Origin of the sequence: Erythrobacter aurantius, from assembly GCF_023823125.1 — a bacterium.
GTDB classification, from domain to species: Bacteria; Pseudomonadota; Alphaproteobacteria; order Sphingomonadales; family Sphingomonadaceae; genus Erythrobacter; species Erythrobacter aurantius.
The window spans coordinates 1,811,147-1,827,667 of record NZ_CP090949.1; the positions used below are offsets into that span (position 1 = coordinate 1,811,147).

Annotated in this window: 18 protein-coding genes and 1 tRNA gene; 16 read left to right on the forward strand and 3 right to left on the reverse strand. The window is 60.3% G+C overall.

Going from position 1 to position 16,521, the window contains the following annotated elements:
- Nucleotides 1–317: 317 nt before the first annotated feature.
- The 3 genes from L1K66_RS08630 to rnd form a co-directional block, all read right to left on the reverse strand.
- The gene (locus tag L1K66_RS08630; protein ID WP_252257499.1) at nt 318–1,928 is read right to left on the reverse strand and encodes a BCCT family transporter; all 1,611 of its coding nucleotides are present in this window, start codon (nt 1,926–1,928) and stop codon (nt 318–320) included.
- Nucleotides 1,929–2,128: 200 nt separating this feature from the next.
- The gene (locus L1K66_RS08635) at nt 2,129–3,025 is read right to left on the reverse strand and encodes a LysR substrate-binding domain-containing protein (RefSeq protein WP_252257500.1); all 897 of its coding nucleotides are present in this window, start codon (nt 3,023–3,025) and stop codon (nt 2,129–2,131) included.
- 9 nt (nt 3,026–3,034) lie between these two features.
- Complete coding sequence (rnd, locus tag L1K66_RS08640) at nt 3,035–4,237, reverse strand: ribonuclease D (protein WP_252257501.1); 1,203 nt, start codon at nt 4,235–4,237, stop codon at nt 3,035–3,037.
- 191 nt (nt 4,238–4,428) lie between these two features.
- Here rnd and aspS point away from each other — a divergent pair, with 191 nt between their 5' ends.
- The 16 genes from aspS (at nt 4,429) to L1K66_RS08715 (ending at nt 16,506) form a co-directional block, all read left to right on the forward strand.
- On the forward strand, nt 4,429–6,222 hold the full coding sequence (gene aspS, locus L1K66_RS08645) for an aspartate--tRNA ligase (protein ID WP_252257502.1): 1,794 nt from the start codon (nt 4,429–4,431) through the stop codon (nt 6,220–6,222).
- 129 nt (nt 6,223–6,351) lie between these two features.
- On the forward strand, nt 6,352–6,588 hold the full coding sequence (locus L1K66_RS08650) for an acyl carrier protein (protein WP_034953426.1): 237 nt from the start codon (nt 6,352–6,354) through the stop codon (nt 6,586–6,588).
- A gap of 164 nt (nt 6,589–6,752) precedes the next feature.
- Nucleotides 6,753–8,012, forward strand: a complete 1,260-nt coding sequence (gene fabF, locus L1K66_RS08655; protein WP_252257503.1) for a beta-ketoacyl-ACP synthase II — start codon at nt 6,753–6,755, stop codon at nt 8,010–8,012.
- Between the two features lie 4 nt (nt 8,013–8,016).
- Nucleotides 8,017–8,985, forward strand: a complete 969-nt coding sequence (gene mltG / locus L1K66_RS08660; RefSeq protein WP_252257504.1) for an endolytic transglycosylase MltG — start codon at nt 8,017–8,019, stop codon at nt 8,983–8,985.
- 1 nt (nt 8,986) lies between these two features.
- A complete protein-coding gene (locus tag L1K66_RS08665) occupies nt 8,987–9,505 on the forward strand; it encodes a 2'-5' RNA ligase family protein (RefSeq protein WP_252257505.1) in 519 nt (172 codons plus the stop codon).
- 53 nt (nt 9,506–9,558) lie between these two features.
- Nucleotides 9,559–10,215 (forward strand): Crp/Fnr family transcriptional regulator, encoded by a 657-nt coding sequence (locus L1K66_RS08670; protein ID WP_034953429.1) that lies wholly within the window; start codon nt 9,559–9,561, stop codon nt 10,213–10,215.
- Nucleotides 10,216–10,338: 123 nt separating this feature from the next.
- Nucleotides 10,339–10,415 (forward strand) — tRNA-Met (locus tag L1K66_RS08675).
- Nucleotides 10,416–10,685: 270 nt separating this feature from the next.
- Nucleotides 10,686–12,029: an AAA family ATPase gene (locus L1K66_RS08680; RefSeq protein WP_252257506.1), complete on the forward strand. Its 1,344-nt coding sequence runs from the start codon at nt 10,686–10,688 to the stop codon at nt 12,027–12,029.
- A 264-nt stretch (nt 12,030–12,293) separates the two neighbouring features.
- The gene (locus L1K66_RS08685) at nt 12,294–12,527 is read left to right on the forward strand and encodes a helix-turn-helix domain-containing protein (protein WP_252257507.1); all 234 of its coding nucleotides are present in this window, start codon (nt 12,294–12,296) and stop codon (nt 12,525–12,527) included.
- A complete protein-coding gene (locus tag L1K66_RS08690; protein WP_252257508.1) occupies nt 12,520–12,795 on the forward strand; it encodes a hypothetical protein in 276 nt (91 codons plus the stop codon). Before L1K66_RS08685 ends, L1K66_RS08690 begins: the two co-directional genes overlap by 8 nt.
- 140 nt (nt 12,796–12,935) lie before the next feature.
- Nucleotides 12,936–14,231: a phage major capsid protein gene (locus L1K66_RS08695; RefSeq protein WP_252257509.1), complete on the forward strand. Its 1,296-nt coding sequence runs from the start codon at nt 12,936–12,938 to the stop codon at nt 14,229–14,231.
- A gap of 116 nt (nt 14,232–14,347) precedes the next feature.
- Nucleotides 14,348–14,482: a hypothetical protein gene (locus tag L1K66_RS16455; RefSeq protein ID WP_256471446.1), complete on the forward strand. Its 135-nt coding sequence runs from the start codon at nt 14,348–14,350 to the stop codon at nt 14,480–14,482.
- A 221-nt stretch (nt 14,483–14,703) separates the two neighbouring features.
- Entirely contained in the window at nt 14,704–15,168 is a 465-nt protein-coding gene (locus L1K66_RS08700; RefSeq protein ID WP_252257510.1) for a hypothetical protein, read from the forward strand.
- Entirely contained in the window at nt 15,165–15,608 is a 444-nt protein-coding gene (locus L1K66_RS08705; protein ID WP_252257511.1) for a hypothetical protein, read from the forward strand. Before L1K66_RS08700 ends, L1K66_RS08705 begins: the two co-directional genes overlap by 4 nt.
- Entirely contained in the window at nt 15,605–15,949 is a 345-nt protein-coding gene (locus L1K66_RS08710) for a hypothetical protein (protein ID WP_252257512.1), read from the forward strand. The genes L1K66_RS08705 and L1K66_RS08710 overlap by 4 nt, the downstream gene beginning before the upstream one ends.
- Nucleotides 15,950–16,101: 152 nt before the next feature.
- The gene (locus tag L1K66_RS08715) at nt 16,102–16,506 is read left to right on the forward strand and encodes a hypothetical protein (RefSeq protein WP_252257513.1); all 405 of its coding nucleotides are present in this window, start codon (nt 16,102–16,104) and stop codon (nt 16,504–16,506) included.
- Nucleotides 16,507–16,521: the final 15 nt, after the last annotated feature.

Sequence of the window (16,521 nt, forward strand, 5' to 3'; positions counted from 1 at the left end):
GAGAAGCACCAGCGTAAGTCCCAATAGAGGCGAGCAATGCAGCTAAAGATCGCTCGCGCGTAGGGCCGGATAGCAAGGGATCAATAAGGTGACCACAGTGGAGTCTGGAGTCTTATTGGAGTCAAAATATCATGTTGCAAAATAACAACAGAAAAATAATTCGAAGAAAATATTCAAATGCAGGTTTATGAAATTCAAATATAGAAATTCTATATTTTATTGTTATTCAAAAAATGCCAAGTTTGTCGGAAAATATTCAAGAAATGTGAAGTCTAGGGTCATGAATATTTGAGAAACTCAAATGTCGAGCCAAGTCTTCAGCCTTCACTCCGGGCTTCAGCCCATTCCTGACAGGCTTCTGCAGTGGTCGGCACACCGTGCTTCTTGCGGATCAGATCGAACACCACCGCCTTGATGATGGAAATGCACATCAGCAGGACGACAAGCGAGAAGGGCAAGGCCCCTATGATCATGGTGATGCGGATTGCCTCGATCCCGCCAAGGATTAGCATCGAGCCGACAACGAATGCCAAGGCAAAGCCCCAGAAAAGGATGTGGTAGCGGCGACCGCCTTCGTCTTCGCCCGCGCCGTTGATCGTATTGACGATCAGGATCGCGCTATCGACCGACGTGATCAGGTAAGTCATCAGCAGCAACACCACCAAGCCGGACACGATCAGCGCCACATCGGGGCTGAGCAGTACGCCGATGGTTGCATAAAGCTGGGAAGATATTCCCGTTGAAAGGATTTCGCCCTGAGCCGCGCCGCTCAGCTCCAGATCGATCGCGGTCCCTCCAGCGAGACCCATCCACAGGAAACACATTAGTGCGGGGACGAGTGCTACACCCAGAACATACTCCCGGATAGTTCGTCCTCGCGATATCCGTGCGATAAACATGCCGACGAAGGGCGCGAATGCGATCCACCAGGCCCAGTAGAACACCGACCAGTCCAGTTGCCATTGCACCAGCGCTTCACCCACGTCGGAGCCGTCACTCGAAAACAGCGTCAGCGAATTGGCTGGCAGGCTCACGAAGTAATCCCAGATTCCCACGCCCAGCAGTTTCAAGCCGTAAAGGCCCGATCCGAAGACGGCGAAAAGGGCAAGTAAGCCGATTGAGAGCGCCATGTTGATGTTCGACAGCCATTTGATGCCTTTGCCGACACCCGAAAGCGCGCTGAGCGTCGATGCGCCCACCAAAACAAGCAAGGCCAGCACAATCGCCGCGGCCGAGGCTGTCTGCACTCCAGTCGCATCCGCGACCATCAGCCAATCGCCCATACCCACCCGGTGAAGCCCGGCGACGAATTGCTGGACTCCAAGCCCCATTGTTACCGCCACACCGAGTATGGTGGCCACCACGGCGACCACATCGACAATATGCCCCGGCAGTCCCGACAAGACTTTGCCGAACAGGGGGGCGAGGCTCGAACGGATGGTCAGCGGCAAACCGCGCCGGTGCGCGACATAGCCGATCGCAAGGCCAACAAGCGCATAGGTGCACCATGCGCCAAAGCCCCAATGCAAAAACGTCCACATGAATGCCGAACGGACTGCTTCGGGTGAAGCGCTTTCGACAGTGCCGCGGATGATGTCGGGATTGCTGACGAAATGGGCCAGCGGCTCGCCGGTCGAATAGGTCAGCATCCCGATCCCGATACCCGCGCCGAACAGCATCGAAAACCATGAGAAGCGTGAGAATTCAGGCTTTTCGCCCGGCGCGCCGATGCGCAAAGTCCCCGTCTGCGGGATCAGCGCCAGCGCGAAACAGACCATGATCAGCGCGGCGACAAGATAGACATACCACCCGCTGAAAGATGAAATGATCGTCGAATTGGCAATTTGCAGAGCCTGCATCGCACGGACAGGAAAGAAAATCGCCCACATGATGATCAGCGAAACGATGATCTTGCCGGGTATCGTCACTTCTCGACTGAAACCATCGTAGAAACCGCTGTCATGGGTTTCGATCGGCAGCTCGACAATCGGCGGATCTATGGGCAGGTCCGCAGGCTCATTCGTTTCCGGATTTAAGATCGGTCTTCCCGTTTATGTCTGTTTCGCAGAACGTCGCAACGGGTCGGTTACATACGGATTTGAGCCGTCGATGCAAATTTGTGGTCTGATCAGCCTGCCCGCAGTTCTTCGGCCAACAGCCGGAAATCCGCTTCACGCGGGGAATTCTTGCGCCACACCAGCACTATTTCCCGCTTTGCCGTGGGGCTGTCGACCGGGCGGGCGACGACTTCGGTTCCGTTCAATATTCCGGCGTTCAAAGCCATTTCGGGCAGCATCGTCAGGCCCAGATCGTTGTCCACCAATTGCACCAGAGTGTGCAGGCTGGTGCCGATCATGCTGGCGGAATCGCGCAGTTCGCTGCGGTTGCAGGCGGCCAGCGCATGATCGCGCAGGCAGTGGCCGTCTTCTAGCAACAGCAACCGCCCCTGATCGATCATGTCCGGCGGGATTGTCGCGGGGGGATCGCGCGGGTCATCCTTCGGAAACGCCACGAACAAACGATCATCAGAGATATGCTCGACCTCTACCTCTCCGGTGTCGAAGGGGAGGGCGAGCAATACGCAATCGACCCGGCCGTGCTGGAGCGACTCCACGGCGTCCTGGCTGGTTTCTTCGCGCAGCATCAATTGCAGGTCGGGGCGCTCATTCTTGAGCCGCGGAAGAATGCGCGGCAGCATGAAGGGGGCGATGGTCGGGATGACGCTCATGCGGAGTTGCCCGGAGAGCGGCTTCCCGGCGGCCTGAACCAGATCGGCCAGTTCCTCCGCTTCGCGCAGCAGGCGGTTGGCTTTTGCCACGACCTGCTCACCCAGCGACGTAAACCGAACCACACGGCGCGACCGCTCCACGAGGGTCACACCGAGCAGCGACTCCAACTCGCGTATCCCCGCCGACAGCGTCGATTGCGAAACGAAGCTGGCATCCGCTGCCCTGCCAAAATGGCCGTGTTCGTGCAGCGAGACGAGATATTGCAACTGCTTGATGGTGGGCAGGTAAGTGGACACGCCTCGCTTCTACTCCGCCGCCAGCGCTTCTTCCATGCTGGCTTGCATGTCGTCGATATGGGTCATCGTCAGCTTGCCGCCCTTGACCGCGAAGGCGAGCTTGCCTTCGACCAGTTCAAGCGCGTCCTTGCCGAAAATGTCATAGCGCCAGCCTTGCAGCACCGGCAGATCGCGCACCCCTGCGGCAAGCGCTTCCATTTCGTCGGCGCGGGTCAGCAGCCGCGCGGCAACGTCGATTTCCCGGGCGCGGATCTTGAGCAGCAGCTTGAGCAGATCCGCCACGAGCGCGCCTTCCTTGCCCAGCGGCGCGCCGCGTTTGATCTTTTCGGGCATTTCTTCCTGCGAAAGCGGGTCAGCCTCGGCAATCACCTTCATCAGCCGTTTGCCGATGTCGTTGTCTTTCCACGCGGCAGAAAGCCCGCGCACCTTGGCAAGATCGCCCTGTTTTTTCGGCGGATGGCTGGCGATGTCGGCCAGCGTTTCGTCGCGCATGATCCGGCCACGCGGAATGTTCTTGTGCTGCGCTTCGCCTTCGCGCCATGCGGCCAGCGCCTTGAGCCGACCAAGGACCTGCGGATTTCGCCCCGGCTGGCGGATGCGCTTCCAAGAGGTTTCAGGATCGACGAGATAGTTCGCAGGATCGGCGAGCTTTTCCATTTCCGCATCCAGCCAATCGCCGCGTCCTGTCTTGATCAGCTTTTTCAGGATCTTGGGGAATATCTTGGACAAATGGGTCACGTCGCCAATCGCGTATTCGATCTGGCGATCGGTCAGGGGGCGGCGGCTCCAGTCGGTAAAACGCGCGCCCTTGTCGATCTGAATGTTGAGCCAGTGATCAACAAGGTTTGCATAGCCGATCTGTTCGGACTGGCTGATCGCCATCATCGCGATTTGCGTGTCGAACACCGGATGCGGGGTCTTGCCCGTCAGGTTGACGATGATCTCGACATCCTGTCCGCCCGCGTGGAAGACCTTGAGCACGTCTTCATTGTTGCACATCAGCTCGAGCAGTGGAGCAAGGTCGATACCGGGAGCCAGCGGATCGATCGCGGCGGCTTCTTCGGTGTTGGCTATCTGCACCAGGCACAGTTCCGGCCAATAGGTGTTTTCGCGCATGAATTCGGTGTCGACGGCAACGAATTCGGATTGGGAAAGACGCTCGCACAGGTCGGCCAGAGCATCCGTGGTGGTGATCAGATCATGTATCTTCATCGTTCTTCTTGTCGTTTTGAGCGGAGTGCCGCTCTCGCCCCCTATGCAGGAGGCCGGTCTTGTGAGAGGTGCGCGACTTGACAAAGTGCAGGTCATGCCCTGTTAGCGCGCGCAGAAAACGCGGGGATCGAACCGCCGCGAAATGCTGGCGCGCCAATAGCGCCATACCTTCGAACAGGACAAGAGTTTAGATGCACGCCTATCGTACCCACACTTGCGCACAGCTTTCGGCCAAAAATGTCGGGGAAACCGTCCGTCTTTCTGGATGGATGCACCGCAAACGCGATCACGGCGGGGTGCTGTTTGTCGATCTGCGCGATCATTACGGCATTACCCAGATCGTTGCAGACGAAGATTCGCCGGCGCTTCCGGTGCTCGAAAAGCTGCGTGCCGAGTCGGTCGTGACGATCGACGGTGAGGTGAAGGCCCGCACCGCTTCGACCGTGAACAAGGATTTGCCGACCGGCGAGATCGAGATTTTCGCCCGCGCGATCACCGTGCAAAGCGCAGCCGAAGAGCTGCCGATGCCTGTCGCCAGCGGGGAAGAATATCCCGAACACATCCGGCTGAAGTATCGCTTCCTCGATCTTCGCCGCGAAGTCATGCATCGCAATATCATGCTTCGCTCAAAGGTGATCACATCGCTGCGCCGTCGCATGACCGATCAGGGCTTCACCGAATTCCAGACCCCGATCCTTACCGCTTCCAGCCCCGAAGGCGCGCGCGACTTCCTCGTGCCCAGCCGTATGCATCCCAACACCTTCTACGCGCTCCCGCAGGCGCCCCAGATGTTCAAGCAGATGCTGATGGTGTCGGGTTTTGATCGCTATTTCCAGATCGCGCCGTGCTTCCGCGACGAAGACTTGCGCGCCGATCGCAGCCTTGAATTCTACCAGCTCGATTTTGAAATGAGCTTCGTCACCCAGGAAGACGTGTTTCAGGCGCTCGAACCCGTGCTGGCCGGGTGCTTCGAGGAATTTTCGGGCGGCAAATCAGTGACGCCTTCGGGCAGCTTCCCGCGCATTCCCTATGCCGAAGCGATGCTGAAATACGGCACCGACAAGCCGGACCTGCGCAACCCGTTGATCATCAGCGATGTCACCAGCCACTTCGAACAGAGCGGCTTTGGCCTGTTTGAAAAGATCGTCGGCAGCGGCGGCGTCGTTCGCGTTGTTCCGGCCCCGAACACGGCGGACAAGAGCCGCAAGTTCTTCGACGACATGAACAACTGGGCGCGCGGTGAAGGGTTCGCGGGCCTTGGCTATGTCACCCGCAAGGGCGGCGAATTCGGTGGCCCGATCGCCAAGAACCACGGGCCGGAGCGGATGGAAGAGCTGTACAACGAGCTCGGCCTCGGCCCGGACGACGGCCTGTTCTTTGCCGCCGGCAAGGAAAAGGACGCGGCCAAGCTGGCTGGTGCTGCCCGGACGCAGGTGGCAGAGCAACTCGACCTGATCGAACCCGATTGCTTCAAGTTCTGCTGGATCGTCGATTTCCCGATGTTCGAATATGACGAAGAAGCGAAGAAGATCGACTTCAGCCACAACCCGTTCTCGATGCCGCAGGGCGAGATGGAAGCGTTGGAAACGCAGGACCCGCTGACGATCAAGGCGTGGCAGTACGACATCGTCTGCAACGGTTACGAGTTGTCCTCGGGTGCGATCCGGAACCACAAGCCGGAAATCATGTACAAGGCTTTCGAGATCGCCGGTTACGACAAGGAAACCGTCGACCGCGAATTCTCCGGCATGATCGAAGCCTTCAAGCTGGGCGCACCGCCGCACGGCGGATCGGCACCGGGGATTGACCGGATCGTGATGCTGCTTGCCGGTGAAGAAGCTATCCGCGAGGTTATCGCCTTCCCGATGAACCAGAAGGGCGAAGATCTGATGATGGGGGCACCTTCGAAGGTGTCGCCGCAGCAGCTGCGCGAATTGCACCTGCGTCTGGTCGAACCGCCGAAGAAGGAAGGACAGACGGGCTAGGCCGAGGCGGCTCGGCCGCGCAATCTTGGGGATGTGCGCATTGGCGCATGCATCTTGACTTGCGCTACGTCGAACCGCCCTTTAGGGCGAATAACGATTTTCAAAACCCCAAATCCAAGAGGGAAAACTATGAGCGATACTGCCGACCGCGTGCAGAAAATTGTCGTCGAACATCTCGGCGTCGAAGCAGACAAGGTAACTCAGGAAGCAAGCTTCATCGATGATCTGGGCGCAGACAGCCTCGACATCGTCGAGCTGGTGATGGCTTTCGAAGAAGAATTCGGCGTGGAAATCCCCGACGATGCAGCTGAAAAGATCAGCACCGTCGGCGACGCGACCAAGTTCATCGAAGAGAACAAAGGCTGATATACAGGGCTAATCGCCCTCAGAATGCCCGCTGCCCCTGTCGGTGCGCGGGCGTCTGACCGACAGGCCCGAGCCCTCTTGCAGGGTCGCGGGCCTGTAGTGTTTTTGGCCCTGCCGCTTTGATGCAGGGTGGATTTGCGCCCGTCCGGGCTGTGGAGAATGGAATGCGCCGTGTTGTTGTGACCGGTCTTGGTCTTGTCACCCCGCTCGGGGGCGATGTCGAAACCTCGTGGAAGAACCTGATCGCTGGCGAAAGCGGTGCAGGGCAGATCACCCGTTTCGACACCTCGAACCAGAAATGCACCATCGCCTGCGAAGTGAAGGGCAAGGATCACCCATGGGGCTTCGATGCCGACAAGCGGGTTGACCACAAGGTGCAGCGGCAGGTCGATCCCTTCATCGTCTATGGCATTGATGCTGCCGGTCAGGCGCTGGAAGATGCAGGTCTGACCGACATGTCCGACGCCGACAAGGAGCGCACCGGTTGCTCGATCGGATCGGGCATCGGCGGTCTGCCGGGGATCGAGATTGAGAGCGTCAACCTCCACGAACGCGGTCCGGGCCGGGTCAGCCCGCACTTTGTCCACGGGCGACTGATCAATCTCATCACCGGGCAAGTGCAGATCAAATACGGCTTCATGGGGCCGAACCACGCCGTCGTCACCGCCTGTTCGACTGGCGCGCACTCGATTGGCGATGCGGCGCGCATGATCATGATGGATGATGCGGACATCATGCTGGCGGGCGGTGCGGAAAGTACCATCAACCCGCTCGGCATTGCAGGTTTCGCTCAGGCGCGCGCGCTCAACATGAGCATGAACGATCGCCCGACCGAGGCGAGCCGCCCCTATGACAAGGACCGCGACGGTTTTGTCATGGGCGAAGGCGCAGGGGTGCTCGTGCTTGAGGAGTACGAACACGCCAAGGCGCGCGGTGCGAAAATCTACGCCGAAGTGACGGGCTATGGCCTGTCAGGCGATGCCTACCACGTCACCGCGCCCCATCCCGAGGGCAAGGGCGCCGAACTCGCCATGCGCATGGCGATGAAGAAGGCAGGTCTTGGGCCAGGGGATATCGACTATGTCAACGCCCATGGAACCAGCACGATGGCGGACACGATCGAACTCGCGGCAGTAAAGCGGGTGCTGGGGGATGACCTCGGCGGCGCGTCGATGAGCTCGACCAAGAGCGCGATCGGACACCTTCTGGGTGGCGCAGGCGCCGTTGAGGCGGTGTTCTGCATCCTTGCCATGCGCGATCAGATCGTCCCGCCGACGCTCAATCTCCACAATCCGGATGACGGCACCGAAGGCATCGACCTTGTCCCGTTCAAGGCAAGGCAGCGCGAGGTTCGCGCCGTTCTCAACAACAGCTTCGGCTTTGGCGGGACCAATGCCTCGCTGATCATGCAGAAAGTCGACTAGACCGGTGAAGCGCGCAGGGCTGTTGATCGTCAGCCTGGTTCTGCTGCTGGCTGCCGCTTTTTTCGCGGCTCCTGCGTTGCTGGGCGAGGCCACGATCGAGGAAGAAACCCAGTTTCTGATTCCTGCCGGTTCCTCGCTGAGCGCGGTTGCCCGGGATCTGGAGGCTGCCGGGCACATTTCCTCGGCTGACGGCTTCCTGCTGAATGCGCGCATATTCGGATCGTCCGATCCCATTCAGGCGGGCGAATTCTCCTTGAAGCCGGGCATGTCGCAGGGAGACATCCTTGCCGCGTTCCAATCAGGCGATGTGATCCGCCGGTTTGTGACCATTCCCGAAGGCATGCCTTCAGTGCTCGTCTGGGAGCGGCTAATGGCAGAACCGCTGCTGACCGGCGAGATCGAGGTTCCCGCCGAAGGATCGATCCTGCCCGACACCTATGCCTTTGAACGCGGGCAGTCGCGGGCCGAACTGGTCGAGCAGATGCAGGCGGCGATGGACCTCTACCTGGCTGAGGCTTGGGCGAAGCGCGCTGACGGCATAGCGGTCGATACGATTCGCGAAGCCTTGATCCTTGCCTCGATCGTCGAAAAGGAAACCGGAAAACCTGAAGAGCGGCGCACTGTCGCAGGGCTATATTCCAACCGTTTGCGGGTCGGCATGATGCTGCAGGCGGACCCGACAATCATATATCCCATAACTCAGGGCAAACCGCTGGGCCGCCGCATTCGCCAATCGGAAATCGCCGCGGTGAACGGCTACAACACCTACACTATGCTGGGCCTGCCAGACGGCCCGATCACCAATCCCGGGCGCGAAAGCATCGCAGCCGTGCTGGATCCCGAAAAGCACAATTACCTCTTCATGGTTGCAGACGGATCGCGCGGCCACGAATTCAACGAGACGCTCGACGGCCACAATGAGGCTGTCGGACGCTGGTTCGAACTGCGCCGCCAGCGCGGCGAGATGGAATAGGGTGGGCAAGCCCTTTATCGTGACGGCGGCCCTGCCGCCTGACATTCAGGGCTGGGCCGAAAAACTGAGGCGGCAACATTATCCGCCCCAGCGCAATCATCTGCATGCGCACGTCACCATGTTCCATTCGTTTGCGCCATCCCTGTTCGAGGAACTGAAGGATTACCTGCCAAAGCTGACCCGCAATTTCGCTGCACCCTGTGGCGAAGTAAGTGGTTTGCTTGATCTGGGAACGGGCACGGCGATAGCGCTGAAAAGCCCCCAGTTGCTTGCCCTTCGCGAGGCAATGGCAGACCATTTCCACGGCAGCCTAACTGCACAAGACCTGTACGACCCTCGCCCGCACATAACGATCCAGAACAAGGTCACGAAACAGGAGGCGAGGGCGCTGCAAGCGGAACTGGCCCCCTCTATTACACCCCGCAGCTTCTCCTTCCCGGCGCTGGAACTGCACTTGTATCGCGACGGTCCGTGGGACTTGATAAAGCGGTACTCCTTTCGCGGTAGCGAGGCTCTGTAAACCGGCGCATTTTTGGCTATTCAGGCGAGGCTTAAGGCTGATAGGACATTGACATGGAAAACTGGGGGCAATGGCTGGGCTGGCTTGGAGCGATGGCGCTCGTGTGGGCGATGGCCCCGCATCAGGTTCGCGATATCCGCCGCATCTGCCTTGGCGCTGGGGTATTGGCTGTCGCCTATTTCGCGCTGGTTCACGGTTTCGGCGCCGGACTTGCGCTTTCTGTTGCCTTCACTCTCGTCAATGCGGGGCGCCTCTTCGAATTACGGCAACGCGCTCGCTCGGGCGTAATGACACGCGAGGAGCGCGAGCTGTTCGATCACGTCATGAAGATCGAAGAGCCTTCACAGCAAAGCCGTTTGCGCGATCTCATGGTATGGCAGGATGTGCCCGTCGGAACGACATTGATCAAACAGGGGCAAATCGATCCGCCTCTGATCTACATCGCCAGCGGTCGGGCCGAGATCGAGCGTGACCTGGCTATCGTAAGTGAATGTGGCGCGGGTGAATTCCTTGGCGAGATGAGTCACGTGTCTGGCGAACGCGCGAGCGCCACCGTCACGGTCACGCAGGAAATGCGCATGGCGCGGCTGGATCGCGACGCGTTGGGACAGCTGGCCAAGAGCCTGCCAGAGGTTGGCAAGGCTGTCGACAGGGCCTTCAATCGCTCGCTTGCGGTAAAGGTTTTGCGCATGAACGAAAGTGCGCGCTGACGGCATTTGTCGGAGCCTGAAACTTGTGGTTGACCACGGCCACTCCCCGCCCTAAATGCGCCGCTCGCTTGAGGCGATTTGCCTCGCGAGTTTTGGCTGTTTTACCGGCCAATTGCCCTTTGGGGCGGAGTAGCTCAGGTGGTTAGAGCAGCGGAATCATAATCCGCGTGTCGGGGGTTCGAGTCCCTCCTCCGCTACCATTTTTCAATCACTTAGCGATGTGCCCGCTGGGCGGTTTACACGGCGGTGTAAACCGTGACGCATTTTGTAGCATCTGGCAGGGGTTGGAATTGGCTTTCGCTTCCCGCTCGCAGCGAGGCCGCGCCCATTGATCGGCGGCGGATGCGCCCTGCTCAACCCGCGCCCGCCCCGCGCCCGAAATCCAAGCCGATGCGCCCGATGCTGGTCGCCAATGAGGCGATGCAACGGCGGCTCGCTTGGCACGAGTTCAAACCTTGGTGGGCGCGCTGATGGCTTCGTTCGATGATGGAAAGCGCACGTGGGATGCGGAGCGAGGCAGGTGGGTCGATAATCCGCTCACTGCCATCACTCCGCTGCGCGCGATGGATATTGCCGCGCTCGCCGGGGTCGAGCCGCAACCCGTCCGGTTCATAGTCGAGGGGCTATTGCCAGCGGGGGAAACTACGGGGCTTTCTGCACCGGGCGGCGGAAACAAAACCACGCTATCGCTTATGATCGCAATCGCGATGGCAGCGGGGCGCGACAGCGTTCTTGGCATGGCGATCGAGCCGGGGCCTGCTGCTTACATTGGCATGGAGGATTCGGAGTCCCGGCTGCACTGGTCGATCCACCATGCTTGCAGTGGTCTTGGCGTGGCGATGCGCGACCTTGCGGGGCGGCTGCACGTGGTTTCGATGCGTCAGGAGCTTCACAACGGCTTGGCGAGCTTCACTCATGCCGGGGAGATAGAGCCGAGCGATCTCTATCACCAAGCGCAAGAGCTGATCGAGGCGACAGGTTCAAAGCTGCTTGTGCTGGACAATCTGGCGCACCTGTTTCTCGGCAACGAGAATGACCGAATGCAGGCAACGCGGTTCTTGTCGCTGCTTAACAAGCTTGCCAGCGACACCGGGGCGGCGATCCTCCTGCTGGCGCACACTCCAAAAAACGGAGCCGACTATAGCGGTTCAACCGCGTGGCAGAACGCGATCCGCTCGCACGCTTCGATCGAGAAGGAAGAAGGCGGCGATCCGGATGTTCGGGTGCTCAAGGTGTCGAAGGGCAATTATGTGAAACCGGGCGAGGTGACACGGTTCCGGTGGCATGATCATTACCTGATCAGGCCCGAGGATTTGCCAGCGGATATTGCTGGCCAGTTGGCGGCAACGTCGAGGGCAACCGCAGCCAACGAGGCGTTCTTGCGATGTCTCAACACGGTGGATGGACAGGGCCGAGCTGTGTCTCATTCGCGTGGTGCGAATTTCGCGCCGCGTGTTTTCGCCAAGATGCCGGAGGCCAAGGGTTTCGACCAGGACGACATGGAAGCGGCTATGGAGAGGCTGCTGCACAAGGGAACAATCTTAGCCGATCAGGAGGTTGGCAAGTATGCAAATCGGACAGCGCGCCGGGGCCTAAAGCAAGTCGATCAGGCTGCACAAAGCCCTGCACAAAGCCCTGCACAAAGCCCTGCACAAGACGGTGCACAAGACGCACAAGACCAGTCGGCACAACTGCACAAAGCGGGTGCACACTCACCCCCTATCCCTAACGGGATAGATGGGGACTTGGGTTCCCCATCTAATCCCGTTGGGAGTGGTGCGCCCGATCCGGATTGGATGCCGGGCGATGACTAGGGGGAGGGGGTGGGTCAATCTCCAGAACGTCGGCGGCGCGAAAACCGCCCCCCCAGTCATTGCGAGATTTTTTTGCCGGGGACCGGGATATTCGCACGCGGTAGCGGTGGTGGGCTGTCGGTGGGGCCTGTGGTTGCCCGCTGCGCGCGCGCATTCATGCGATCCCGCGCGGCGGGGTAAGAGGCTCAATCATCGCCCATCGAGGGCGAGCGTGGCGCTGGTGGCGCTTTTCGGCTGCGGGTTCGTAAGGTGCAGGAGGTCAATTTGAGGGGTGAATATTGTTACACGCAGTGTGATCTGTTCGGCGCGCCCATCCCGGTGCGCCGGGGGCGGGGGAGGCCCGCCTATGTCCCCGATGAGGCAACGCGGCGGCGGGTGGTCGAGCTGCGGCGCGGCGGCGCGACGGCTGCGGCGATCGCGGTGGCGATCGGTATCGGGCGGACGACGCTTTACCAGTTCTACGGTGCAGAAGTGAGAAAGGAAAATGACGATGGCTGAATTTGGCAAGGGGCCGATGCGCCCGACAACGGACGCAGCGTTTACACGCGCAGCGCGGCGGGTGGCGCTGGGGTTTCAGGATCGAGCCGCGCGGCTTGGCATGGGGCCGGACGAAACCGCGAATCTGGCGCTGGCGGCGCTGGTCGAGGTGGTGGCGGGGCAGCTGGGCGATCCGTTCCGCGCGATCGAGCGGCTGCGCGATGCAGCCGATGCGTTCGAGGCGCAGTGCCTAGCAGACGGTGGAAAACGTAGCGCGCCGGGGGCTTGAATTTCGGCGGCAATTGATTCATGTTTTGTTCCATTCCCGGCGATCGCCGGAGGCCCACGGGGTGCTGATTCCCCGCCATTCATCACAATGGACGGGCCAGCTGTATTCGCGATCCGTCCGCAGAACAGGACGTTTCAAACATGAAAACCGCAAAACTGATCGAGCTTGAACGGCAACGTCTCGACCTGATCGAGGAAGCGCGCGCTGCGCTGCGCGCGATCGACAACAACACCGATGCGAAGCGCGCAAAGGAATTGGAGGCGCGCCACGATGCTGCAATGCGGGCGATCGACGCAAACGCGCTCGACATCGACCAGGCCAAACTTGAAGCCGAAACCGAAGAACATCGCGCAGCCGCTCGCCCCGAAATGGGCGGCACGGCGGCGGCGGGTGTTGACGGGCCGGGGGCGTTCCTTTCTGGCCGTCGCGCCGATTGGGTGGACGCACGCGGCAATCCGGTGCGGGTGCTTTCGCGTGCCGATCAATTCTCCCAGCGTAGCTACACCGGGCCGAGCGTTGGCGATCTGATCGCCGCCAAGATTTCGGGGCCGCGCAACGAGGCCGAGGAACGCGCCCTGTCCGCATCGACCAACAGCGCGGGCGGCTTCACCGTCCCCGAGCCGCTGGCGCAAGATTTCATCGACCTGATGCGCCGGAACAGTTCCGCGATTTCAGCCGGGGCTATCACGGTTCCGATGGAATCGGAGACGCTGGCGATCGCGCGGGCAACGGGCGATCCGTCCGTCGCATGGCGCGCGGAGAATGCCGCTGTGTCGGAAACCGATCCGACGTATGACCGGGTGACGTTCACCGCGAAAACGCTCGCGGGCGGCGTGAAGATGTCGCGCGAGCTGGCGGCGGACAGCCTCAATATCGGCGCGCTGGTGCAACAACAGCTTGCCGCAAAGATGGCGCTGGAGCTCGATCGCGCGGCGATCTGGGGCGACGGTTCGGGCGCATCGCCTACGGGTGTGACCAATACGAGCGGAATCAACACCGTGAGCATGGGAACGAACGGCGCGGCAATTGCGGATTACGACAAGCTGCTGGACGCAATTTACGAGTTGACGCTCGACGATGTGCCGGGGCCGTATGCCGGGATCATGCACCCGCGCACCCAGCTCGCGATCCAGAAGCTCAAGGACAGCCAGAACAACCCGCTCACGCAGCCGGAGTGGATCCGCAACACTCCGCCATTCGTGACCACGGCTGCACCGATCGACGAGACCGAGGGCACGGCGGATAACGCCAGTTCGATTGTCTTTGGCAATTTCTCGCACCTGATGATCGGTCTGCGCCAGAGCGTTGAAATCCGCATCTTTGACCAGACCTATGCGGCTACTGGTCAGCTTTACGTCCAAGCGTGGATGCGCGCCGATGTGCAGCTGTCACAGCCGAAGGCGTTTTCGGTGCTGACGGGCGTGATCCCCGCTTAGTCTTTGTCTTTACCCGGCGCGTTGGTGACATTGCGCGCCGGGGATTCCGGGTCAGCCGGGGGGACGGTCAAGCCGCAAGGCTTCCCCGGCTGATTCAGATTTCAGGAGAATGATCAATGAGCGGCGTTTTTCGAGCGATCGGCACGGTAGCGGGGGCGGTTGCGACTGTTGCCCTGGTGACGGGCAATCCTGCATTGGCGGGCATTGCATCGCCGCCAAGTAGAGCCTTTCTTGCACGGGTTCGGGCGTGAGCGTCGTCAACGCGTGGCGCAATGGGCGCAAAGGCTATTTGTTCACGGACACGGCACACGTTGACGTATCAACAGGCGCGGTGGCGGCGTTCGGTTCGAAAGCATTTACCTGCGCGCACTTCCCAGCAGTGATAGGTGTGACGATGGTGGGCGGGGTTTTGCCTTGGATCATCGCGCCATTTGCCGCAGCCGAGGCAAAGAACCTGACAAGTCTTCGGCAGATGCTCCCGGCGGCCATCGAGGAATTTTGCGAGACAGCGCGGCAGAATGGGGCGCCGAATGCCGCTGCCCGGCTTGTGCTGGTCGCATGGTGCAGCCGCAAGCGCCAGATACGATTGTTTCACGCGTCATCAATGTTCGAGCTTGGCGCACAGATGAAGGTGCAGGAGCTCGACTATTTCCTTGGCGCTGGCGATGAGAAATTGCCCGAGGCAAAACGGGCGGTCGATGCGCTGGCTTGCCGCAGACAGCTTTGCCCCGATGCCGAGGCGGTCCGGCTGATCGAGGCGCAGCGTAACGCGCCGTTCGTTTCACCAGTGCCGGAAATCGACGGTCTTGCTTGCATTGGCGGTGCGATCGAGCGGGCGACGGTATCGCGTGACGGTGTTCGCTTCGACACTATTCACCGCTGGCCAGATGAGATTGGCAAACCGCTTCAGCTTGCCGAAGGGCTTGCCGTCGCATGACGCATAGCAAGCCGATTTTACGAAGGCGGGCGTTGCAGCTGGTGCCGCACCTGATCGAGCGGGCTAAGAGAGTGAACGCCTCGCCATTGATGCGGCATTCAATCGGTCGCGTGGCCTTATTCGGTTCCGTTCTCTCGCATAGGCATAAGCTTGGCGATCTCGACGTAGCGGTGGAATTGATCGAGCGCGAAGGCGAGTTCGACACTGCCGCATTTCTTGCGCGCTATCCGGTTCCGGTGAATGCCCCGGTATTCGATCGGCTGCACTGGCCGGCGGTTGTAGCAAAGTGCGAGCTGCGGGTTCACCCGGCGGTGCACACGACATTTTTCGATTTCGTCATTGCACGGGACTTGCCGCATAAGCTGATATTTGACGGCCGCGCCGGGCAGATGGCTTGCGCTAGGCAACCGCAGACAGTCACGGGATGCACAAAGGCATGAGCGGCGAAGTCTTGATCGAGGCGCGAGGGCAGGGCTCGTTTCAGGTTTCGACCATTCCCGATCTACCCGCAATCCGGCGGCGATTTTCACCGACAGAAACGCTTAATCCGTTCGGCGCTGCACTGGATTTCGCGAGCAATGCTGGCGCGGCACTGGGTTGGCCTATGGTGGACAGAACGGGCAAGATTACCCGCAAACAGGCCGCGCAACTGGTCGCTGATCGGGCGGGGGAGGGCGGCGCGCTTGTGATCCCCTTCGATGAGCGGGTGCGAAAGTATAGCGGCGCTGGTGGCAGCAAAGGTGAGGCGCGGGAGTGCGACGCGCCAAATAGGGGGGTTTAATTCCCGCAAACCCCGCGGCGGATTTTTCCGAGCAAGTCGCGGAAATATCCTTTCTTCCCAACAGGTGCGCTTTAAGCCATAACCGAGCGGCTCGACCAGGTGCAGCAACACCGGGCCGAGCCTGACCACAATTCGCAACAGGAGTGCGACACATGGCTAATCAGCCTCTAGGCGGGCGACCGCTTCCCTTCAAGATTCCCGCAGGCATTGATGCGTTGAAAGCGCGCGATGCGCAATTCTGGCAGGCGCACGCGGCTTGGCGCGTGGCGGAGACAGATTTCGAGGCATGGGCGGAGATGCCCGACGAATGCGAGGTCGCGCAGCGTCTATTTGATCGCGCGACATTGCTGCGTGATGCGATGCTTACCACACCGATCCGCACCGGGGCCGCGCTGGCGATGAAGTTGGAAGCGGTTCGCGAGGGCGATTGGGGGGGGCTTTTGTGCCTTTTGCCCGGTGACCTGACCGTCGCTGACATGATCGAGGCGGACGTTGGACGCATCGCCAAGTTCGAGATGTTCGGCGCGGATGCGTTCGAGGACATGGCGCAAGGCTAAGGCTGTGAAATAAGC